17 protein-coding genes are annotated in these 22393 nt (G+C 39.5%); 14 read left to right on the top strand and 3 right to left on the bottom strand.

Annotation, left to right across the window (positions count from 1 at the left end; all coding sequences use genetic code 11):
* Positions 1-104 precede the first annotated feature (104 nt).
* From L659_RS0105445 to tldD, 9 genes are all read left to right on the top strand, one after another.
* Positions 105-2153: an SUMF1/EgtB/PvdO family nonheme iron enzyme gene (locus tag L659_RS0105445; protein ID WP_007586336.1), complete on the top strand. Its 2049-nt coding sequence runs from the start codon at positions 105-107 to the stop codon at positions 2151-2153.
* Positions 2154-2287: 134 nt separating this feature from the next.
* The gene (locus L659_RS0105440) at positions 2288-3331 is read left to right on the top strand and encodes a rod shape-determining protein (RefSeq protein WP_007586338.1); all 1044 of its coding nucleotides are present in this window, start codon (positions 2288-2290) and stop codon (positions 3329-3331) included.
* Positions 3331-4173: a rod shape-determining protein MreC gene (gene mreC / locus L659_RS0105435; protein WP_010553767.1), complete on the top strand. Its 843-nt coding sequence runs from the start codon at positions 3331-3333 to the stop codon at positions 4171-4173. The genes L659_RS0105440 and mreC overlap by 1 nt, the downstream gene beginning before the upstream one ends.
* Positions 4166-4645 carry a rod shape-determining protein MreD gene (gene mreD / locus L659_RS0105430; protein ID WP_007586341.1) on the top strand — a complete coding sequence of 160 codons (480 nt, stop codon included), beginning with the start codon at positions 4166-4168 and terminating at the stop codon, positions 4643-4645. The genes mreC and mreD overlap by 8 nt, the downstream gene beginning before the upstream one ends.
* Positions 4645-5214 (top strand): Maf family protein, encoded by a 570-nt coding sequence (locus tag L659_RS0105425; RefSeq protein ID WP_007586343.1) that lies wholly within the window; start codon positions 4645-4647, stop codon positions 5212-5214. The genes mreD and L659_RS0105425 overlap by 1 nt, the downstream gene beginning before the upstream one ends.
* A 1-nt stretch (position 5215) precedes the next feature.
* On the top strand, positions 5216-6688 hold the full coding sequence (gene rng, locus L659_RS0105420) for a ribonuclease G (protein WP_007586345.1): 1473 nt from the start codon (positions 5216-5218) through the stop codon (positions 6686-6688).
* Positions 6688-10545, top strand: a complete 3858-nt coding sequence (locus L659_RS0105415) for a YhdP family protein (RefSeq protein WP_024589856.1) — start codon at positions 6688-6690, stop codon at positions 10543-10545. The genes rng and L659_RS0105415 overlap by 1 nt, the downstream gene beginning before the upstream one ends.
* Complete coding sequence (locus L659_RS0105410) at positions 10542-11381, top strand: carbon-nitrogen hydrolase family protein (RefSeq protein WP_024589855.1); 840 nt, start codon at positions 10542-10544, stop codon at positions 11379-11381. The genes L659_RS0105415 and L659_RS0105410 overlap by 4 nt, the downstream gene beginning before the upstream one ends.
* Positions 11378-12817: a metalloprotease TldD gene (tldD, locus tag L659_RS0105405; RefSeq protein WP_024589854.1), complete on the top strand. Its 1440-nt coding sequence runs from the start codon at positions 11378-11380 to the stop codon at positions 12815-12817. Before L659_RS0105410 ends, tldD begins: the two co-directional genes overlap by 4 nt.
* Before the next feature lie 332 nt (positions 12818-13149).
* On the opposite strand, the gene L659_RS0105400 is transcribed toward tldD, so the two are convergent.
* The 3 genes from L659_RS0105400 to gorA form a co-directional block, all read right to left on the bottom strand.
* Positions 13150-13986 carry a mechanosensitive ion channel family protein gene (locus L659_RS0105400; RefSeq protein WP_024589853.1) on the bottom strand — a complete coding sequence of 279 codons (837 nt, stop codon included), beginning with the start codon at positions 13984-13986 and terminating at the stop codon, positions 13150-13152.
* A gap of 106 nt (positions 13987-14092) precedes the next feature.
* The gene (locus tag L659_RS0105395; RefSeq protein ID WP_024589852.1) at positions 14093-14725 is read right to left on the bottom strand and encodes a hypothetical protein; all 633 of its coding nucleotides are present in this window, start codon (positions 14723-14725) and stop codon (positions 14093-14095) included.
* A gap of 264 nt (positions 14726-14989) precedes the next feature.
* Positions 14990-16351 carry a glutathione-disulfide reductase gene (gene gorA, locus L659_RS0105390; RefSeq protein WP_024589851.1) on the bottom strand — a complete coding sequence of 454 codons (1362 nt, stop codon included), beginning with the start codon at positions 16349-16351 and terminating at the stop codon, positions 14990-14992.
* A 78-nt stretch (positions 16352-16429) separates the two neighbouring features.
* On the opposite strand from gorA, the gene L659_RS0105385 reads away from it, so the two are divergent.
* The 5 genes from L659_RS0105385 to trmJ all read left to right on the top strand — a co-directional run bounded on the left by L659_RS0105385 (position 16430) and on the right by trmJ (position 22244).
* Positions 16430-17104 (top strand): DUF2461 domain-containing protein, encoded by a 675-nt coding sequence (locus L659_RS0105385; protein WP_024589850.1) that lies wholly within the window; start codon positions 16430-16432, stop codon positions 17102-17104.
* An 86-nt stretch (positions 17105-17190) separates the two neighbouring features.
* Positions 17191-19230: an oligopeptidase A gene (prlC, locus tag L659_RS0105380; RefSeq protein ID WP_024589849.1), complete on the top strand. Its 2040-nt coding sequence runs from the start codon at positions 17191-17193 to the stop codon at positions 19228-19230.
* Positions 19231-19369: 139 nt separating this feature from the next.
* Entirely contained in the window at positions 19370-20548 is a 1179-nt protein-coding gene (locus L659_RS0105375; protein WP_024589848.1) for a response regulator transcription factor, read from the top strand.
* A gap of 57 nt (positions 20549-20605) precedes the next feature.
* Entirely contained in the window at positions 20606-21361 is a 756-nt protein-coding gene (locus tag L659_RS0105370; protein WP_024589847.1) for a class I SAM-dependent methyltransferase, read from the top strand.
* A 157-nt stretch (positions 21362-21518) separates the two neighbouring features.
* The gene (gene trmJ / locus L659_RS0105365; RefSeq protein WP_024589846.1) at positions 21519-22244 is read left to right on the top strand and encodes a tRNA (cytosine(32)/uridine(32)-2'-O)-methyltransferase TrmJ; all 726 of its coding nucleotides are present in this window, start codon (positions 21519-21521) and stop codon (positions 22242-22244) included.
* Positions 22245-22393: the final 149 nt, after the last annotated feature.

Raw genomic sequence — 22393 nt, 5'->3', positions numbered from 1 at the left:
AATTGAACAAAGCTTGTGTTTTGTGCTGCAAGTACATAGCATAAGGCTTTAATTATAAAAAATAATAACGACCAAATAATTGCCGCTTTTTGGGACTGGAATATATGCGAATTACTCCTTTATCTCTGTTAATTTCAGCTAGTTTGTTAGCTAGTAGTGCATTTGCACAAGACACAGCTACAGTGACTGGAATTGACTCAGAGATTAGTGTTAAACAGACAGAATACGATAACTCGACAAGAATACTTGAAAAACATCTTAAAGAAGAAAGTCAGTTACAAAATCAATTAGAGCTACTTCGTTCTCGTTCTACAGAGCTAGATAAAGAAAAAAACCAAGCGCTCGATGCGATGAACGAAATGTACCGTCGTTTAATTGACGATCCCACTATTAATATTAGTGCGGCTCAATCACGCTATCAAAAAGCGGTGATTGATCATAAGCAAAATAAAGATGACATTTCTATGCAGTTGGCGGCAATTGCATCCCACCGTAAAGATATAGAACAAATTCGTGTTGCTAAGCATACGCTTTTAAATACATTAGAAAGTTTAAAAGAACAGTTAACGACAGCCCGCGTAGAGCGTTTACGTAACGAGTTTACACGTGAAGGTACGCTTGAGGTTAACCACACTATTAACTGTAAGCGAACAGAAACGCTAGCAGCATGTGAGCAACGCGGTCAGCAAATGGGTCTACAAAAAGCAACTAAACGCTTTGTTGATCAAATTTTTGCAAATCTAACAGAAGAGCGAATTGTTGAGCCAAAACGTAATTTGGCGGGCGCTCAAGTACAAATATTAAGTAGCCATGTAGTTAACAGTGCATTTAGCGGCCAAGGTAATTACAACGTTAACTTAAGTGTAACTATGCGCGGCGAAGTTAATAGCAGCCGTTTATGTAGCTTATTAAGCATAGATAACCGCTATTGTTCTGAGTACGGCACGCCACTTACGGCTGCTTATCAACCAGCGTATAACAATACATTTACTGATAGTCAGTTGACATTCAGTAATAGCGCGGATAATAGCAACACAGTGTCGGTTTCTCGTTTAAATGAGCAGCCAGTGCGTGATTATTCAGTTAAACCTGCATCGGTGAAAAAAGATTACCCTTCTATCCTTAATAAGAAGAAGGATCAATCGGTAGAGCTAACATTACGATCAAACGTATACGACGATGAAGTGTTTATCGATGGTGTAAGCTTTGGCTCAACACGCTTGATTACACGTTTACCGCCGGGCATTCATAACATTGAAATACGTAAACTTGGTTATAAACCTTATCAAGCACGTGTTGATTTGAATAAAGCGCAAACAATTAATGCAAATTTAGTAAAAAAGCCTAAGTCGATTGCTGCACCGACCTATACTCGAGAGCAACCAGAAGTAACAACACGCCAGGTTAGTGAAAACGTTAATGTATTAAATGCAAACGTTGAAACGCCGGTTGTCGTTATTCCTGCAGGCAAATTTAAAATGGGCGATATTAACGGCAATGGTTTAGCTAATGAACGTCCAGTAATTGAAAAAGTAATAGCAAATTCTTTCGCTATGCAAAGTAAAGAAGTAACCGTGGGTGCCTACGAAAAGTTTGTAGCAAATACAGGTTATAAAACTCAAGCGGAAAAAAATAAAGGGTGTGCGTATTATTTAAATGGCGAACCAGTATGGGAAGCAAATTTAAATTGGCGTAATCCTGGTTTTGAGCAAGGCAGTGACTTTCCTGCTGTATGTTTAACTTATAACGATGCAAAAGCTTATGCTGAGTGGTTATCTGGTCAAACAGGACAGCAATTTCGTTTACCTAACGAAGTTGAGTGGGAATACGCAGCACGTGCAGGAACTGAAACAGAATACCCTTGGGGTAACGAAATTGGTAAAAACCTAGCTAACTGTGGTTGGTGTGGTAGTGAATGGTCAAACAGACGTGCATCACCAGTAGGTTCTTTTTCTCCAAATGCATTTGGATTATACGATACCGTAGGCAATGTATGGGAATGGACCGATAAAGAATCAGGTGAGTCTGATGTAGCAGTAAGAGGCGGAGCGTGGAACTTTGCACCAAGCCTTGCTCGTGCATCTACGCGTTTAATTTTAGCGCCTGATTTTAGATCTAACTACATTGGTTTTCGCTTAGTTCGCGAACGATAAAACTCAATTAAGGAAGCTTTGCTTCCTTTTTTCACAAATTCACAAAGGCGCTGCGCTTTATATTGCTCATATAGTTGAGCATGTTAAAGTGAGGCAGCTAATATAAGAACGTATTTCAAAGGTCATCCAGCCTCATGTTTAAAAAACTCCGTGGTATTTTTTCTAACGATCTATCGATCGACTTGGGTACAGCCAATACCCTAATTTATGTAAAAGACGAAGGCATTGTATTAAATGAACCTTCTGTTGTTGCTATCCGCCAAGAGCGTGCTGGTGGACCTAAAAGTGTTGCATCTGTAGGTACAGAAGCAAAGCTTATGTTAGGTCGTACACCGGGTAATATAAAAGCGATTCGTCCAATGAAAGACGGTGTTATAGCTGACTTTTTTGTAACAGAAAAAATGTTACAACACTTCATTAAACAAGTGCATAACAATAACTTTATGCGTCCAAGTCCGCGTGTACTAATTTGTGTACCGTGTGGTGCTACTCAAGTAGAAAAACGTGCAATACGTGAATCTGCAATGGGTGCAGGTGCTCGTGAAGTTTACTTAATTGAAGAACCAATGGCAGCAGCTATTGGCGCAGGCTTACCAGTATCAGAAGCAACAGGTTCTATGGTTGTTGATATTGGTGGTGGTACAACTGAAGTTGCTATTATTTCACTTAACGGCGTTGTTTACTCATCATCTGTTCGTATTGGTGGTGATAAGTTTGACGAAGCTATCATTAATTATGTACGCCGTAACTTTGGTAGCTTAATTGGTGAAGCGACAGCTGAAAATATTAAGCATCAAATTGGCTCTGCGTTTAAAACTGATGAGCCAATCGAAATTGAAGTGCGCGGTCGTAACCTTGCAGAAGGTGTTCCGCGTTCATTCACACTTAACTCACACGAAATCCTAGAAGCTCTACAAGAGCCATTAATGGGTATTGTGAGTGCAGTAATGGTTGCGCTTGAGCAATCACCACCAGAGCTGGCATCAGATATTTCTGCGCACGGTATGGTACTTACTGGCGGTGGCGCATTGTTAAAAGATTTAGACCGTTTATTAATGGAAGAAACGGGTATTCCGGTTGTTGTTGCTGATGATCCACTTACATGTGTTGCACGTGGTGGTGGTAAAGCACTTGAAATGATCGATGTTCATGGTGGTGACGTTTTTAGTTACGACTAATGAAATTAATGTTTGGACGCACAGTCTCTTTGCAACTGCGACTTTTTGTCGCAGTGCTTTTGAGTATCGTACTCATTGTTGGAGACAGATATACGCAAGGTGGTACCGTTGTTCGTACCAGCCTCAATACCTTAGTTAGCCCACTAATTTATGTTGCCAATTTACCCTACGAATTATTTAGCTTAAGTGCTAAAAGCCTGCATACGCGAGAGCAACTTCTTACTGAAAACGAAGCGCTGAAAAAAAAGCAAATGCTACAAAGCGAGCAACTTCAGCAGTATCAATTTCTAGCCAGAGAAAATCAAAAACTACGCGCCTTATTAGGCTCATCTGCAAAACAATCAAATCGTAAAATTATTGCTCAAGTACTTTCTGTGCATTCAAATCCGTATAGCCATCAAGTTGTTATAAATCGTGGTACCACCGATGGACTTAGTGAAAGCCAAGCCGTAATTGATGAGATGGGTGTAGTAGGGCAATTAACTAAAGTAGGGTCAACTACGTCACGCGTATTACTCATGACCGACACTACGCATGCCACACCTGTGCGTATACTGCGTAACGATGTACGAACGGTTGTTGAGGGCATAGGTAAAATTAACGTCGTTAAGCTCTCTCACGTTCCGCACAGCTTAGATGTGCGAATTGGCGATGTACTTGTTACATCAGGATTAGGTGGCACATTCCCAGAGGGATACCCGGTGGCTGTAGTAACCGAAATAAATCGTGATGAAGGCCGCCCGTTTGCACAAGTTTTTGCAGAACCTATTGCGCAATTAGATCGCATTCGTTTGCTGGTTATTTTATGGCGTAATCAACAGGAGCAAATCAGCGATGATTAACCGTTATTCATTGTTAATTGCGCTAAGCATCTTTTTTGCGTTAATAATGGCATTAATGCCGCTCCCTTTTTCGTTTGAACCATTTAGACCTGACTGGGTTTTACTTGTACTTATGTATTGGTCGTTGGCAGTACCGCATCGTTTAAATATTGGTACTGCTTGGGTTGTTGGTTTATTAATAGATTTAGCATCTGGCTCACCGCTAGGTGTGAACTCGCTTACATTTTCAATATGTATATTTGTAACCGCGAGCAACTTTCAAAAAATTCGTAACTTTTCGCTTTGGCAACAAAGCTTATTAATTGGTTTGTTTTTAACGCTGTATCATTTAATGCAGTTTTGGCTAAATCACTTTTTGTTAGGGGTTTACTTTAATCCACAGTATTTATGGCCAGTAGCAACCGGAATGGTTAGTTGGTTTTGGGTGTTTTTACTACTTCGTAAATATCGCAGACATTTTAGGATCAGGTAATGACTACCGCAGTATATTTGGCATCAGCCTCTCCCCGTCGTAAAGAGTTATTAAGCCAATTAGGTGTCGAATTTACACAATTTAGTGTTGATGCAGATGAAAGCCCACTTCCAAACGAGCAACCTAGAGCACTTGTTGAGCGTTTAGCTCGCTTGAAAGCCCAAAGCGGTGTAGAGCTTGGATATACTGATCGCCCTGTACTTGGTAGTGATACCGTGGTTGTTATCGATAATGAATCACTGGGTAAACCTCGTGATAAAAACGATTTTATACACACATTAAAACGTTTATCAGGTAACACACATCAAGTACTTACCGCAGTTGCATTTGCGACGCAAAATGATGTGCTTAGCTGTGTTGTAAGCACAGATGTCACCTTTAAAACTTTAACTGATGAAGAAATAAATACCTACTGGGATTCTAATGAGCCACAAGATAAAGCCGGTGGCTACGGTATCCAAGGTTTAGGTGGTCGCTTTGTAACTCACATTGCGGGTAGCTATTTTTCTGTTGTAGGCTTACCTTTATATGAAACCGAACAATTATTAAAAACATTCTTAAGAAGGTAACATGAGTACAGAATTACTGATCAATGTCACACCGAGCGAAAGCCGTGTTGCCCTAATAGAAAACGGTGTACTGCAAGAAATACAGCTAGAGCGAATTGGTAATCTAGGTATTGTAGGCAATATTTACCTAGGAAAAATAAGCCGTGTACTTCCGGGTATGCAGGCTGCTTTTGTTGATATCGGCCTTGAAAAAGCGGCATTTTTACATGCATCCGATATTGTAAATAGTGCCTCTATTGTTGAAGGCGTAGACGACGTACCAATAAAAAAAGTACAAGACATTAGAGAGTTAGTTCGTCAAGGCCAATACATTATGGTGCAAGTGGTAAAAGATCCGCTAGGCACTAAAGGCGCAAGACTCACCACAGATATAACTATTCCTTCTCGCTATTTAGTGTTTATGCCAGATGCGACCCATGTAGGGGTTAGTCAGCGTATTGAAACTGAAGAAGAGCGCTCACGCCTTAAAAAAATAGTCGCAGAATATGGCGATGAAAATGGCAGCTTTATTGTACGTACAGCAGCCGAAGGCGCTAGCGAAGCAGAATTACGACACGATGCCGGTTTTTTAAGAAAACTGTGGGAAAAAATTACAGCTCGTCGCAAAAAAACCAGTAAGGCCAGCATCCTTCACGAAGATTTAACGCTTGCCTTTAGAACCCTACGTGACTATGTAGGCGAAGATATGGAACGCATTCGCGTTGACTCTAAACTTACTCATGAAGAGCTAAAGTTATTTACTGAAGAGTTTGTTCCACAACTGTCTCAAGTACTCGAATACTATCCAGGTGAGCGACCTATATTTGATTTGTTTGACGTTGAAAACGAAATTCAAAAAGCACTACATCGTAAAGTCACACTAAAATCTGGTGGTTATATAATTATTGACCAAACAGAAGCAATGACGACTGTTGATGTTAATACTGGTGCATTTGTGGGACATCGTAATTTAGAAGAAACAATTTTTAATACCAACGTAGAAGCAACCTCTGCAATTGCGCGCCAGCTTAGGCTGCGTAATTTAGGCGGTATTATCATTATCGACTTTATTGATATGGTAAGTGAGGATCATAAGCGCCGAGTATTACATTCACTTGAATCGGCACTCGCAAAAGATCGTACTAAAACGAATATTAATGGGCTTTCAGCGCTTGGGCTTGTTGAAATGACACGTAAACGTACACGCGAAAGCTTAGAACATATTTTATGTGATGTATGCCCGGCGTGTTCTGGTCGTGGTTCGCAAAAAACAGTTGAAACGGTTTGCTACGAAATACTACGTGAAATAGTGCGTGTTAACCGAGCATACGCTGCCGACAAGTTTATGGTGTATGCGGCGCCTGCTGTGAGCGAAGCCCTACTAAACGATGAGTATCATAACCTTGCCGAGCTTGAACTATTTATTGGTAAGCAAGTCAATATTCAAACAGAGAGCTTATACAGCCAAGAACAGTTTGATGTGGTAATGATGTAATGAAAGCAAAAGCGGTCTGTTTTTTTTGTTTTAGAAAGTTATGGCAGACCTGCGCCATAATTTTGGTATTACTGGCCGTTATTGTTTCAATTTTAAAATATACCCTCCCGTATGCAAACGAATACAAAGGTAATATAGAAAGCTATTTACACGAAAAGTTTGAAATAAGCTTATCTATCGGTGAAATATCAGCTAGTTGGCAGGGCAGTGGTCCTGCATTAGTGCTAGAAAATTTATCGTTTAAAGATAACGAAACCGCGCCAATATCACTCACCATTGCTAAAACCAGCTTAGAGCTAAATCTATGGGAAAGCTTAAAAGCACTGCAACTTAGATCTAATTATTTTGTTATTAATGGTTTTCATACCAGTGTAAATATCACCAACTTATTTAAAACCGGTGACAACGATGAAGTCTCTTTTGAGCAAAAAGAGCTGATTGAAGAACTGTTTTTGGGTAAAACGGGTCATTTTGCAATAGAAAATTCCAGTATTAACTTTGTTCTAGAAGACGGTAAAGAACGTAAGTTACTTCTCAAAAATATTGTTTGGCAAAATGAAGATGAGCAGCATCTTGGTAGTGGGAGCTTAGCACTGCCGGGTATTTCGGTCGGTGATTTTGATGCGCGCATAGCACTCACTGGCGATACCCTAGAGCAAGTTGCGGGCGACATTTATGTGCAGGCTAACAAAGTCGATGTATCTAACTGGTTAGCGCAATATATAAATACGCAAAAGCAACAACTGCATAGCGATATTAATTTACAAGCGTGGCTAAAACTAGATAAAGGTTTTGTAAGCGATATAAAAATGCAGTGGCTACCAAGCTTTGTGCGTTGGCAGCGAGAAGAGCAAAGCCAACAAGTTAGCTTGAGTGAAGGTGGATTCCATCTATATCCCGAGCAAAATAGATGGCACTTAAAAAGCACCGGTTTAACATTTAATAGTAACGATAAAGCATGGCCAAGTTTAGAGTTTGAAGCTCAACTAGGTGCGACAAATGAAGTGTGGCTCCATCAAGTTGATTTTGAGTTACTGAGTAACCTAGCAGGGCTAAGTAATTTTAATGCACTTGAACCATTTTTAGAGCGCCAACCTAGCGGGCAAATAGATCAAGCTTATTTAAATTTTTCTAATGCACAGCAATGGCAATTATGGTTTGAGGCTGACAATATTGGTTGGCAAGAATTAAGATCGGTACCTGCAGCACAAGGACTTAGAGTAAATGGTTTACTTAATCAAAGTAGTGGTCGAATAAATTTATTTGGCGAAAATGGCACATTAGTTACAGGCGAAAGCTTTAGTAACGACATAAATTATAATCAGCTAAATGTAGAGCTAGATTTAGCTAAGCGAGATGATGGCTGGCATATAAGTAGTGACAATATATGGTTTGATAATGATGAAGTCACTCTTGCTGCAGAATTAAAAATTAGTCTAACAGATGATCCTCGATTAGATCTTTACGCTGAAGCCTTCGCCCCAGATGCCAAAATTGCAGGTCATTACTTCCCATTAAAAGCGATGAGCCCTGAGCTCGTTAGCTATTTAAATGGCGCAATTAAAGGCGGAGAAGTATCTAAAGCACAAGTCTTATTTGCAGGTCCTTTATCTGGTTTTCCATTCACCGATGGTAGTGGCCAGTTTGGTGTATTAGCGCAAATAGACAACGCAACCTATGAGTTTGATCCTGATTGGCCTTTGGTCACCAATGCCGATGTACAGCTACATTTTGATAATGAGCGTATGGACATATATAGCCAGCAAGGTAAGTTGGTTAATTTAGATATTGGTAATAGTGTACAGGTAAGCATTGCAGATTTAATGCATGCTGATGAACTTATTGTGCAAATTGATAAAAAAGCACAAATGGAAAAGTTACATGACTTTTTTGCAGCGACACCTATTGCTAAACCTCTTGCTGAAATTTTTAAAGTTGTGCAGGGCAAAGGCGAAGCCGATGCCAGTATTGAGCTTTTAGTAGGCTCAAAATTTAAAGGTGGAGCCAGTGTTAGCGGCAAGGTTAATTTAAATGACTTGCCAGTATTTATAGCAACACCAGGTATTGAATTTAAAAACTTAACTGGCGAGCTTAATTTTAAAAACGACAATATCACACTTAAAAATGCGACTGCGAAGTGGTTGGGCATGCCGCTAACTATTAATTACAGCAGTAAAAGTGATGCAAAAAATTACCAAGCAAACATAGATATAAACGCCAAAATTGACGCCGATACACTAATAGATAGTGGACAAGGTATATTAAAAAATTATTTAAGCGGGCAAAGTGATGTTGATATTGGCTTAGTACTTAATTTTACCGAGCAAGGCTTTAATTACCGTGCACAGGTAAACTCAGAACTACTTGGCTTAACGAGTAACTTACCCGCACCTTATAATAAAAATAGCGAACAAGTGTGGGCGCTTGATGCAGTAGTACAAGGTGATGATATTTCTAATCTCTTTACAGCAAACGCTAATCAACAGTTTTACTTTAATGCTATTTTAGAAAATGGTAAATCACAGTTTAGTAATGTCCATTTTGTGCTCGGAAAACAAGATTTAGGATTAAACCAAAAAGATTTAAGCGTAAATATAAATCTTGAACAGAGTGAACTAGTGCCTTGGTTTGATCTGATTGATCAAATAATTAAAGCGGGTAAAGCAAACCCAGATCAAGAATCAAAAGGGATTATGCCACCACTTAATGAGGTGGTCGCAAATATAGGTTTACTTGATGCGAGTAACATCATTTTTAATGATTTTGAAATGCGTTTAGCACCATCAAAAGACGATTTATACCTAAAGTTAAATGCTAAAGAACTTAGAGCTGGGGTTTTTATCCCTATATCACAGCCTAGCCAGCCCATACGAGTTAATGCCGATTACTTAAGGCTTAATTTTGCACCGCACAATGAGCAAGCACTTGAAATAACAGATGTACTTCCTGAGAAAGACTTGAGCTGGCTTACTAAAATACCTGCCATTGAGTTTGAATGTAGTGATTGTAAAATTGACCGCTACCAACTTGATAAAGTGAGTGCGTCATTATTAGGTGATGGAGAGCGTTTATCAATATCAGAACTTGTAGTCGATAAAGGCGATCATGTACTGCGCACTAAAGGGCAGTGGCAAAATGGATTAACAACGCTAAGTGGCGAGCTTAAAAGTGATGACATAGGCGCACTGTTTGGTGAGTTTGATATAACCTCCGCGATTAAAGATTCAAAAGCCGATCTAAATTATGATCTTACTTGGCAAGCAGCACCTTATGATTTTGATGTGAAAAGTTTAAGTGGCGAGATAGCTTGGGATTTAGGAGAAGGTCACTTAACTGAAGTTAGCGATGGCGGGGCACGCGTATTTTCGCTGTTGAGCCTTGATTCATTAGTACGCAAGCTGAAACTTGATTTTAGAGATGTATTTTCAAAGGGCTTCTTTTACAACAGCATGCAAGGCTCTATGCAGTTAGAAAACGGCATTGCTTACACTAAAGATACCAAAATGGACGGCGTACCCGCCGATTTAACCATTAAAGGTTATGCAAATTTAAACACGCTTGATATAGATTACGACCTTGCTGTAGCGCCACAAGTAACTTCAAGCATTCCGGTTATAGTTGCATGGATGGTAAACCCAGTAACTGGGCTTGCTGCCTTAGCGATTGATAAAGTTATTCATTCTGCGCGCGTCATCTCAGAGATCAATTTTAAAGTAACGGGTAAAATGAACGATCCTATTGTTCAAGAACTCGACAGAAAAAGTCGTGAAGTTACACTACCTCAAGCTGCGCAAAATCAGCCACAAGCATCAGTCGATTTAAAACTTAAAGATGCACAAGTAACAGTAACGCAATGAACAAAACAGCAAGCATAAGCACACCCACAATAGTTGCCCTACAAATGTGTTCAGGGCTAAACCCTGATGACAACATAACAAACTTAAAGCGCGCACTTAAAACTCTGCCAGCAACAAGACCATTACTTGTTTGCTTGCCTGAGGCTTTTTTAGTGTTTAGTAAAACTGGTAACGATACGTTACGTGTTGCTAAGCAAGTTGAGCAATACAAATTACAACTTAGTGAATTGTGCCAACACCATAATATTTGGTTAAATGCAGGCACAATGCCTGAGCCATTTAACGAACATAAGTATTACGCAGCATCGCACTTATATAATAATCAAGGCGAGCTGGTTGCAACGTATAACAAAATACATTTATTTGATGTAACCGTAGATGATAAAACAGGTAGCTATCGAGAGTCAGATTTTACCCAAGCAGGTCGCGATGTAGTGGTTGTCGATTCTCCCTTTGGTAAAATTGGCTTAACAGTATGTTATGATCTGCGCTTTAGTGGCTTATTTAACGAACTAGTACGCCAAGGCGCCGATATTATTTTAGTACCCAGTGCATTTACAGTCCCTACAGGGCAAGCGCATTGGCAACCGCTATTAGCAGCTCGCGCAATAGAAACACAATGTTATGTAGTTGCAGCAGCTCAGTACGGTACACATGAAAATGGCCGACAAACATATGGCCACAGTATTATTATTTCACCTTGGGGAAGTATCCTGAGTGAATTGCCAACAGGCACCGGTTTTATAAGCTGCAACGCAGATTTAGACCAGTTACAAAAAATTAGACGAGATATGCCCGTGCAGTCTCATCAACGATTTAGAGAGCATTTATTATGAATTCGGTTGAACAGCATTTACTACACGACAGCCAGCTAAATAGAGAAGAGCTCGAAAAAACGCTCGCTTACATACATCAGCATAAAGTGGATTACGCCGATTTATATTTTCAATCTAGCCACCACGAATCATGGGTGCTTGAAGATGGCTTAGTTAAAGAAGGCTCTTATAACGTTGAACGTGGAGTTGGTGTACGTGCTGTAAGCGGCGAAAAAACAGGTTTTTCTTACTCTGATGCAATAAATCTTGAAGCACTTAATAAAGCGGCTACAGCGGCTCGTAGCATCGCAGATGCTGGCGAAGATAGAGCGATTAAAGTATTTAGTGATGTTAAAGCTAAAGAGCAGTTTGCACCGCATCAGCCAATTTCGAGTATGAGCGATACCGACAAGGTGAGTTTATTACGCGAACTTGAAAACTATATTCGTGAACTAGCACCCGATGCAGAGCAAGTAATTAGTTCAATGTCGGCGGTATACGAAGAAGTATTAATCGCAGCAAGTGACGGTACGTTTGCCACCGATATTCGCCCGCTTATTCGTTTAAACTGCTCAGTGCTGCTTGAAAAAAATGGTCGCCGTGAACGCGGTGGCGCAGGTGGTGGTGCACGTTTAGATTATGGTTACTTTAAAGAGCTTGTTGATGGTAAACCACGTTGGATGGAATTTGCTGAAGAAGCTGTACGCCAAGCTAAAGTAAATCTTGAAGCTATTGATGCACCTGCAGGCACGATGGAAGTTGTACTTGGTAATGGTTGGCCTGGCGTGCTTTTACACGAAGCAGTAGGGCATGGACTTGAAGGCGACTTTAACCGCAAAGGCGCGTCTGCGTTTAGTGGTAAAGTGGGCCAAAAAGTAGCATCTGAGCTGTGTACTGTTGTTGATGATGGCACCATGGCCGATCGCCGTGGGTCACTTAATGTGGATGATGAAGGCACACCAGCCGCTTACAACGTACTCATCGAAAACGGTATTTTAAAAGGCTATATGCAAGATAAGCTAAACGCGCGTTTAATGGGTGTAAATCCTACCGGTAACGCACGTCGTGAGTCTTATGCGCATTTACCAATGCCTCGCATGACTAACACCTACATGTTAGGTGGTGAGCACAGCCAAGCCGATATTATCAGCTCAGTAAAAAAAGGTGTATTCGCGCCTAACTTTGGCGGCGGACAAGTTGATATAACGTCAGGTAAGTTTGTATTTAGCGCATCAGAAGCGTATTTAATCGAAAATGGTAAAATTACCCAACCAATTAAAGGCGCAACGCTTATTGGTAATGGCCCAGAAGTAATGCAGCAAATATCTATGGTTGGTAACGACTTAGCACTTGATAAAGGTGTTGGTGTTTGTGGTAAAGATGGTCAAAGCGTACCGGTAGGCGTAGGCCAACCAAGCCTTAAAATTGATCAGTTAACAGTCGGTGGTACAGCTTAAATATTACTCAAGCGCGAAGTGAATTCGTACCTACGTGCTTGATGTTTATTGTAGGTGAGGTTTTACACCTCGCTTTTTACTTTTAAGCAGGGCTCTATACGCGAAGTTAATTCGCACTTATATGCTTGATGTTTATTGTAGGTGAGGTTTTATACCTCGCTTTTTAAATATAGACTTAGAAATAGAGCGCGAAATAAATTCGCACCTACGATTTGCATTCTTACTTTGGGTAGGTGAGGTTTTACACCTCGCTTTTTAAATACAGACTTAGAAATAGAGCGCGAAATAAATTCGCACCTACGATTTGTATTTTTACTTTGTGTAGGCGAGGTTTATGCCTCTCCTTCACCTTCTTTATTTTTTTCAGCCTCTTTGTACCATAACGCAAAAAAGCACTCTGTTAATTTATGCTCTATCTCAAGCGCTTTTTCTGTCGGGCAAAACAAGGTAAAGCTTGCTTTAAATTCACCTAAATCGGTTGTACCAAAGTGAATTACCGGCTCTGGGCCAGATATTTTTGCATCAAGTTTACGCTCAATCATCGAATTATAACGGCTTGCTACTTCTTGAAACTCTTCGCAATACAGCTTAGCTTGCTCAGTTAATGTGTCGTGAATAGGGTACGGGTTAAAGCTCTCTCTTCGGACAATAATAAAATGATGTGTAACAAAGCGTTTTACAAAGTTTAAGTTTTTAATAGAACTGGTAATCAGCTTATTATTAGGTATGTATATGGTTTTTCTCGAAAATTGATAAGTATGTATATCAATTTCATGCATGGTTGTTTTAATCCAATCAGTTTCAGCTACTTCACCAAAGTAATCACCTACTTGTATCCAATCTCCGACTCTAAACGGGCGGGTTGTTACGAGGTAAAAAAAGCCTATTACACACTGAATAAACTCACGCGTTGCAAGCACAATCGCCACAGCAAAAGCAGCAATAGAAAGTGCAAAGTTTTGAATTTCGGTAGACCACACAAACAGCAGCGATATCATCATTACAAAATTAATAAAATGCTTAATATTGTGTGCGATATAACGAATATCTTTTTCTTTTTTTTCTGCGCGATTTTTAGCCAGCTTATCAACAAGTACTTTTAGTACAAATGCAATTGTGATCATTACAATTGAAAGAAGAAACGGATGCAGCAATATATCTTTAGTCATAATATCCAATTAAACGCGAGTTGATAAAAACAGGCTCAGTATATTGATTTATTAAACCAATTAGCAAATTTAGTGCAAAAAAGTAACCAATAAAAATGGAGCGACGCTATTGAGTTACTTCATCAGTGCAATGTTTGTGATTTTTAGCCATTCTTTTTCGGCATATGAGTACAAGCTCAATGGCTGAAATAAGGATTAGAGTATAGCCAAGCGTTTCTATACCTTCTTCAACAATGTTTTTTACCGCACGTACATAGTCATCACCCATTACTGAATGCCAAAATGCGCCTTTGCCCATCATTCGCGAAAATGCGAGTAAAGTAACCATGCCTGATAAGCAAATTCCATAACTAGGAGTGAGGCTATAGGCTTTTAAAGAGTTAAAAATACTTCCTCTGTTTGTTATTAAATAAACAAACACGCCAGCTAAAATTGAATAGACGATACTTTGCCAAGCGCCATCAAAAAAGTATAAGTCGAGGTAGGTATCAAACTCTCTTACAAACATCATTGCCGATAACGCAGCAAGTAATACTGCCGGTATTTTGAGTTGAAAGTTAATTCGCGAAGCATAGAAAAACAAAATACAGCTTAAAAAAGTTAAAACATCTTGCATATGTTCAGTAAGAGTTTCTTCACTGTAAAGTGCATACTGTTTTAATTCAAAGCCTTCAAGTTGAATTAAATGAGCAACACCCGCTAGGCATAATAAATAAATAAAAGATCGCAGTAAAAACATAAATAACCAAGAGAAACTATAAATGCGCGGGATTCTAATCGTTAAAATGCTTTAAAGCCAAAACAAAATTTAAACTTTTAATCTTTTTATCGGTCTAAAATTTTTACTGTTAAAATAATGGCTTAGATGTTTTTTTAATGTTGAATGGATGTTTTTAATGTGACGTTCTAAGTAGTTTGTTGTGCAAAATATAACAAGCATTAAAAAGCCCTTACTATTTACTTAGCAAGGGCTTTTTATAATTGAGAACTTAGAGTTTAGCGCCTAGCGCATCGTTACAAATTCTTCCGAGCCTGTCGGGTGAATAGCCACAACGGCATCAAAATCAGCTTTAGTTGCGCCCATTTTCATGGCAACGGCAAAACCTTGAATCATTTCATCAACCGCAAAACCAATACCATGTAGACCAACTACTTTTTCGTCAGGGCCGGCACATACAAGTTTCATTTTACAAGGCTGGCGATGTTTAGTTACCGCTGTGTACATAGCCGTAAAACCAGATTGGTAAATTTTAACGTTTTCTTCGCCGTACTGAGAAATAGCTTCTTGCTCAGTTAAACCAATAGTACCAATAGGTGGATGACTAAATACAACAGTAGGAACTAAGCTGTAATCCATTTTTAAATCATCTGGTAGTTCTTTATTAAATAAACGCTCAGATAAAGTACGCCCTGCTTTAACTGCTACCGGTGTAAGTTCAATACCATTTTCGATGATATCGCCAACCGCGTATACATTTTTAGCTGTGGTATTTTGATACTCATCAACTTTTACAAAACCACTGCTGTTTACTTCTACGCCCGCTGCTGCAACGTTAATAGCATTGGTTGTTGGCTCGCGGCCAATGGCCCAAATAACTTGATCAACGTTATGAGTTTTGCCGTTATCTAAATGTAGTGTTACAGAGCCATCATCTTCTTTTACCAATTTATTTGGTACAGAGTGAGTATGTAAAGTAGGGCCTTCGGCAGCCATTACTTCAACAAGCGTATCTACAATATATGGGTCAAAACTACGAAGTGGTGCATGCTTACGTACAAATAAATGTGTCTCAGTACCTAAACCATGTAATACACCAGCAAGCTCAACGGCTATGTAGCCTGCGCCTATTACTGCAACGCGTTTAGGTTGCTCTTTTAATTCAAAAAAGCCATTTGAATCGATACCGTGTTCAGCACCTTCAATATGCGGAATGCTTGGGCGACCACCTACTGCAATTAATATATGATCGGCTGTGTAGTGCTCGCCGTTTACTTCAACTGTTTTATTATCTACAAATTTAGCAAAGCCTTTAATTACAGTAACGCCATTGCTAGCAAGGCCACTGTCGTAACCTTTATGAATTCGGCCTATGTAGGCTTCACGGCTTTCTACTAACTTGCTCCAATCAAAGCCTTTAACTTCAACATTAAAGCCGTAATCTGGGGCATATAAATTAATTGCTTCAGCAACCTGAGCACCGTGCCACATTACTTTTTTAGGTACACAGCCCACGTTTACACACGTGCCGCCCATGTGTTTTGCTTCTATAAGTGCTACTTTAGCGCCACGCATTGCCGCTCTATTTGCAGAGGCAATACCACCACTGCCACCACCGATTGCAATATAATCAAAGTGTTGTGTCATTTTATGTCCTTAGGCGTTGAGTTTTATGCGCATTAGCATAACATTAAGTTTTAAAAATAAAGAGTGTTTAGGTGACCTATGTTTAGTAAAAAAACATTCGAATTTCTTGCCCAGCTTGATCAAAACAATAATAGAGACTGGTTTAACGACCATAAATCACAGTATGAGGAATACGTAAGAGAGCCCGCTTTAGATTTCATTAAGCAAATGCAAGCACCACTTGCTGAGGTTTCTAGCCATTTTGTCGCATCAGATAAAAAAGTCGGCGGTAGTTTAATGAGAATCCATAAAGACGCGCGTTTTAGTAAAGATAAAACCCCATATAAAATTAATGTAGGAATTCAATTTCGCCATTTTATGGGAAAAGACGTACACGCCCCAGGGTTTTACTTTCACTTAGCAAATGACGAATGTTTTGTAGGTGCTGGTATTTGGCGACCAGAATCAAAGGCGCTTAACGCAATTAGAACCTGCATAGATGAAAACCCAAATAGCTATAAAAAAGCAATTTATGATGAGCAATTTAAATCTATATTTGAAATGTCAGGAGAGTCGCTAAAACGCCCACCAAGAGGTTTTGAAAAAGAGCACCCCTTAATAGATGAGCTCAAACGAAAAGACTTTATAGCCATTAGCCCACTTACTCAAAAGCAAATATGCAGTAATAACCTAGTTGATACGGTGTTAGAACGTTATAAAGTGGCCGACTCATTAATGGGTTATTTGTGTTTTGCTCTGGAGCAACCTTATTAAAATTACACAACTTAAAAGCGGCTGAGTTGTTTTTTTACTTTTAGACCCAATTTAAAACGTAATGCATTAACGCAAAGAGAGTATTTATGAGCAACCCACTAATTGGCCTTGAAGGCTTACCACCATTTTCAAAAATAAAGCCTGAGTACGTAGTACCAGCACTAAAAGACGGTATCGAGCTTTGTCGTAAAGCCATTGATGACGTGTTAGCTAAAGGCTCGTACACGTGGGATGACTTAGTATTACCCCTTGAAGAAGCCGACGATAAATTATCGCGCATGTTCTCCCCTGTATCGCACTTAAATTCAGTAATGAATAACGACGAATTACGCGAAGCTTACGAGCAGTGCTTACCGTTAATATCTGAATATTCAACATTTGTAGGTCAGCATCAAGGTTTATACAACGCGTATAATACGCTTTATAACAGTGACGAATTTAAAACGCTGACTACAGCACAACAAAAAACAATTACTAATGCGCTACGCGATTTTAAATTATCGGGTATTGCTCTGGCGGCAGAGCAGCAAAAACGCTACGGCGAAATTAGCGCGCGTTTATCAGAACTTGCCTCAAAATTTGGTAACAACGTAATGGATGCCACACTTGCTTGGCACAAACATATTACTGATGAGAGTGATTTAGCAGGCTTGCCAGAATCTGCTTTAGCACTTGCAGCTGACACAGCAAAAAGTAAAGAATTAGATGGTTGGTTATTTACACTCGATTTCCCGTCGTATTTACCAATAATGGCTTACGCAGATAACCGCGAATTACGCAAAGAAACTTACACCGCGTTTTCTACGCGCGCATCAGATCAAGGCCCTAACGCCGGTGAGTTTGATAACTCTGATATTATGAGCGAGGAGCTTGCGCTTCGTCATGAACTTGCACAGTTACTAGGGTTTAACAGCTACGCTGAAAAGTCACTGGCGACTAAAATGGCCGAAACACCAGAACAAGTATTCTCATTTTTAGAAGACCTAGCAGCTAAATCAAAACCACAAGCAGAGCAAGAAGTGGCCGAGCTAAAAGCCTATGCTGAGCAAAAACACGGTATTTCTGAATTAGAAGCATGGGATTTTGGTTACTACAGCGAAAAGCTTAAGCAAGAAAAGTATGCAATTTCAGACGAAGTACTACGTCCTTACTTCCCAGCAAATAAAGTGCTTAGCGGCTTATTCGAAACCGTTAATCGCTTATTTGGTATTAGCGTAAAAGAAGTTACTGACTTTGATACTTATCACAAAGATGTACGCTTTTTTGAAATTGTAGATAGTAGCAATACTCTACGCGGACGTTTTTATCTCGATTTATATGCACGCGACCACAAACGTGGCGGCGCGTGGATGGATGACTGTATGGGTCGTAAAGTACGCGCTAACGGCGAATTACAAACTCCAGTGGCTTATTTAGTGTGTAACTTTAATAAGGCGGTTGGCGATAAACCTGCGCTGTTTACTCATGACGAAGTAACTACTTTATTTCATGAGTTTGGTCATGGTATTCACCACATGCTTACACAAGTTGATGCCGCGCCAGTGGCTGGCATTAATGGTGTAGCGTGGGATGCGGTAGAGCTTCCTAGTCAGTTTTTAGAAAACTGGTGTTATGACGAAGAAGCCCTGAGCTTTATTTCAGGTCATTATGAAACGGGTGAGCCGTTACCTAAAGAGTTACTTGATAAATTACTAGCGGCTAAAAACTATAACTCAGGCGTACAAATGCTACGTCAAATTGAGTTTTCGTTATTCGATTTTAAAATCCATAACGATTACAAAGTGGGTGAGCAATGCCAAATTCAAGCAGTACTAAACGATGTACGTAGCCGCACATCAATCGTTAAACCGCCTGAGTTTAACCGTTTTCAAAATGGTTTTAGCCATATTTTTGCCGGTGGTTATAGTGCAGGTTACTACTCGTATAAATGGGCTGAAGTACTTTCTGCTGATGCATTTTCTAAATTTGAAGAAGAAGGTATTTTTAACGCTGAAACAGGGCAAGCCTTCATGCAAAATATTTTAGAAAAAGGCGGCAGTGAAGAGCCAATGGAATTATTTAAAAAGTTCCGTGGTCGTGAGCCAAATGTCGACGCGTTACTTCGCCATAGCGGTATTGCTGTTTAAAAATTAATATTTAGCACAAACCAAATTAAAGCGCCTTAATGGCGCTTTTTTATTATTTTAAAATTATTATCTAATAATTTTTAGTAATTTTATCCTACCGTACTATGCTTTTAGCACACCTAATAAAATGGACTAAGGCATGGCAAAGTTGGTATTGGCAATTGATGACGACAAGTATGTTCATCATATAATTGAAGAGTCTTTAGCAGGGTTTTGTAAAATAATTCATGCAAAAGATGGCGATGAAGGATTAAGGCTAACCAATAAATACAACCCAGATATTATTTTACTCGATATTGAAATGCCAGGTATGTCAGGTTATGACGTATGTAAAACAATAAAGCAAAGTCAAAATACTCAAGATATTCCCGTTATGTTTCTCTCATCTAAAATAGAGCTAAGCGATCGGGTAAAAGGTTATAGCGTCGGCGCATCTGATTACATTACAAAACCTTTTAATGCAGAAGAGCTAATAGCGCGAATAAAGGTACTTTACGAATATAGGCAAAAATGCGCAAAACTAAAATTGGATATAGTAAAAGCGAATAAAACAGCTGAAATGGCAATGACAGAGTCAGGCGATATGGGGCGTATAATGCGCTACGTTGGACAAAGTTATCACGCTAATAACTTTCAATCGTTGAGTGAATACTTTTTTACCTTTTTTGCTCCTTTAAATTTAGATGTTGTGATGGTGTTTTGGTATCAAGGAAAAGGTATTTTTTACAGCCAGCAAAGTGGTGTTTGCCCGTTAGAGCAAGAGCTGCTTGAGCAACATCGAAATGCTCAACGATTTGTTGATATTGGTAGCAGCACTATCATTAATTACCCCAAAGTGTCCCTTTTGATAAAAAATATGCCAGTTGATAACGATGCTTTGTATGGGCGCTACAAAGATCTGTTCCCGCATATATTAGAAGTAACCAACGAGAAGGTTGTTACCATGGAAAGAAGCGAAAGCAGTTATGAGCAGGCAGCTCAAATAAGTACAGCCCTTCTAGATATTGTTAAGCAGTTAACTACACAAAATATAGAGCAAAACAAAAGTACTAAAGTATTTATAGAGCAGCTACATGAGCTTGACTGCGCCATTAAGCTACAACAAACACAAGCAAATCCTGCCGATCTCACCTTATATATATCTCAATTAGATCAAACAATGCAGTTATTTGTATCGGCTAATAGCGATTTAGCCTTTATCAAATATCAGCTTAAACAAGTTGCCGAAAGCCGCAATGAACTTATATCTAATTTACGTACTAAAACGGAAGCCGCAAAGGTTAATCCGAATCATCATAGTGATATAGAGCTATTTTAGTGCTTTAAAGTAAAGCGGTTGATATACTACAGACGTATTTTATCGTCGGAGTTTATTGTGGTTATTCAGTGTGCTTTTAAAGAGTTACGTCCTTATTTAAATGAATTAGAAACACGCTTTGGTTTAGCCCAATGGGCGCAAAATTGCAGTGGCTTTAGCTTACATTACGATGATAAAGGGTTAAGCCTATTTAAAACCGACGAGCCTAAACTAGGCGCAATTAATGTTGATTTTGTAACCGGTGCTGCCGCCCATAGGCGTAAGTTTGGCGGTGGTAAAGGGCAAGCTATAGCTAAAGCGGTTGGCTTAAACAAAGGTGCAACACCTGTTGTACTTGATGCTACCGCAGGCCTTGGGCGAGACGGCTTTGTACTTGCCTCGCTAGGGTGCAAAGTCATATTACATGAACGTCATCCGGTTGTTGCAGCCCTTTTATACGATGGTTTAAAGCGAGCCTATAGCGATATTGAAATTGGTTTGTGGATGAAAGAAAACATGAGCCTAATATTTGGCTCAAGCCATACTTTGCTCTCTCAATGCGAAAGCATGCCTGATGTTGTTTATTTAGATCCCATGTTCCCGCATCGCGAAAAATCAGCATTAGTCAAAAAAGAAATGCGCGTGTTTCAAGAGCTTGTTGGTGCAGACAACGACGCTGACGACCTACTTAATTTTGCCTATCCACTTGCCAGTAAGCGTGTCGTTGTAAAGCGCCCCGATTACGCTCCATTCTTAAACGAAAAAACCCCAAGTATGCAGATCAAAACCAAAAAGAACCGTTTTGATGTCTATGTAAAAGCGGCAATGGTTTAAGCATCAAAACAAATCGGCGTTATATCCCTAGAACTTATCCATGTAAGAATCGTTATATTGGGTTTGATCATAGGATCTAGCCTTTTGAATCTAGGATCTTATTACATTTTCATGTTAGAATTTGCGCAATTTTTTGGCATAGCAAAGTAGCACAGTAATGATCTTAGATGATATTCGCATTGTTTTAGTTAACACGTCACATTCCGGCAATATTGGTTCGGCGGCTCGCGCCATGAAAACCATGGGTTTATCAAAACTTTATTTAGTTGATCCTGCTTGCGAAATAGACAGCCAAGCAAGTGCATTAGCTGCAGGCGCAACTGATGTTTTAGGCAATGCAGTTATTGTAGGAACCGTTGAAGAAGCTATCGCTGACTGTACATTAACGATTGGCACAAGTGCGCGTTCTCGTACGCTTTCGTGGCCAATGGTTGAACCACGTGAATGTGGTGAAAAGCTCGTTGCTGAAGCCGTAAATGGTCCTGTAGCGCTAGTATTTGGTCGTGAAAACAGTGGTTTAACTAATGAAGAATTACAGCTTTGTAATTACCATGTATGTATTCCTGCTAACCCAGAGTACAGCTCGCTTAATTTAGCTATGGCCGTACAAACACTTAGCTACGAAACTCGCATGGCATTTTTAAATCAACAACCTAAAAAGGTTGAAGAAGACGATGCAGTTTACCCAAGCTCAAAGCAAACTGAGCTGTTTTATGATCACCTTGAAGACACGTTGTTTAAAACAGGTTTTATCATCAAGCAACACCCTGGTTTAGTTATGACTAAATTGCGCCGTTTGTTTAACCGAGCTCACCCTGAAGATGCTGAAATGAATATTTTACGCGGTATTCTCACCTCAATTAATAAGGCTATCCCTAAGTAACTTAGGTATAGCTATTAGTTATAAAAGACCTAGACTAATTAACGCGCTAATACTTGACTAAATTACTCAGGTAATTACAATGGCTGTAATACTTGACCAAAGAGGTCAAGTATTGAAAATTTGTTAACTCTACAATTTAAAAGTAAGAG

It is taken from the genome of Pseudoalteromonas sp. S8-8 (genome assembly GCF_000497875.1).
Lineage (GTDB): Bacteria > Pseudomonadota > Gammaproteobacteria > Enterobacterales > Alteromonadaceae > Pseudoalteromonas > Pseudoalteromonas arctica.
This window is presented reverse-complemented; position numbering and strand designations above follow the sequence as displayed.

What these genes read in the sequence shown, in the direction of transcription:
- L659_RS0105445 (WP_007586336.1), top strand. Translation starts at nt 105, where the DNA reads ATGCGAATTACTCCTTTATCTCTGTTAATTTCAGCTAGTTTGTTAGCT.
- L659_RS0105440 (WP_007586338.1), top strand. Translation starts at nt 2,288, where the DNA reads ATGTTTAAAAAACTCCGTGGTATTTTTTCTAACGATCTATCGATCGAC.
- mreC (WP_010553767.1), top strand. Translation starts at nt 3,331, where the DNA reads ATGAAATTAATGTTTGGACGCACAGTCTCTTTGCAACTGCGACTTTTT.
- mreD (WP_007586341.1), top strand. Translation starts at nt 4,166, where the DNA reads ATGATTAACCGTTATTCATTGTTAATTGCGCTAAGCATCTTTTTTGCG.
- L659_RS0105425 (WP_007586343.1), top strand. Translation starts at nt 4,645, where the DNA reads ATGACTACCGCAGTATATTTGGCATCAGCCTCTCCCCGTCGTAAAGAG.
- rng (WP_007586345.1), top strand. Translation starts at nt 5,216, where the DNA reads ATGAGTACAGAATTACTGATCAATGTCACACCGAGCGAAAGCCGTGTT.
- L659_RS0105415 (WP_024589856.1), top strand. Translation starts at nt 6,688, where the DNA reads ATGAAAGCAAAAGCGGTCTGTTTTTTTTGTTTTAGAAAGTTATGGCAG.
- L659_RS0105410 (WP_024589855.1), top strand. Translation starts at nt 10,542, where the DNA reads ATGAACAAAACAGCAAGCATAAGCACACCCACAATAGTTGCCCTACAA.
- tldD (WP_024589854.1), top strand. Translation starts at nt 11,378, where the DNA reads ATGAATTCGGTTGAACAGCATTTACTACACGACAGCCAGCTAAATAGA.
- L659_RS0105400 (WP_024589853.1), bottom strand. Translation starts at nt 13,986, where the DNA reads ATGACTAAAGATATATTGCTGCATCCGTTTCTTCTTTCAATTGTAATG.
- L659_RS0105395 (WP_024589852.1), bottom strand. Translation starts at nt 14,725, where the DNA reads ATGTTTTTACTGCGATCTTTTATTTATTTATTATGCCTAGCGGGTGTT.
- gorA (WP_024589851.1), bottom strand. Translation starts at nt 16,351, where the DNA reads ATGACACAACACTTTGATTATATTGCAATCGGTGGTGGCAGTGGTGGT.
- L659_RS0105385 (WP_024589850.1), top strand. Translation starts at nt 16,430, where the DNA reads ATGTTTAGTAAAAAAACATTCGAATTTCTTGCCCAGCTTGATCAAAAC.
- prlC (WP_024589849.1), top strand. Translation starts at nt 17,191, where the DNA reads ATGAGCAACCCACTAATTGGCCTTGAAGGCTTACCACCATTTTCAAAA.
- L659_RS0105375 (WP_024589848.1), top strand. Translation starts at nt 19,370, where the DNA reads ATGGCAAAGTTGGTATTGGCAATTGATGACGACAAGTATGTTCATCAT.
- trmJ (WP_024589846.1), top strand. Translation starts at nt 21,519, where the DNA reads ATGATCTTAGATGATATTCGCATTGTTTTAGTTAACACGTCACATTCC.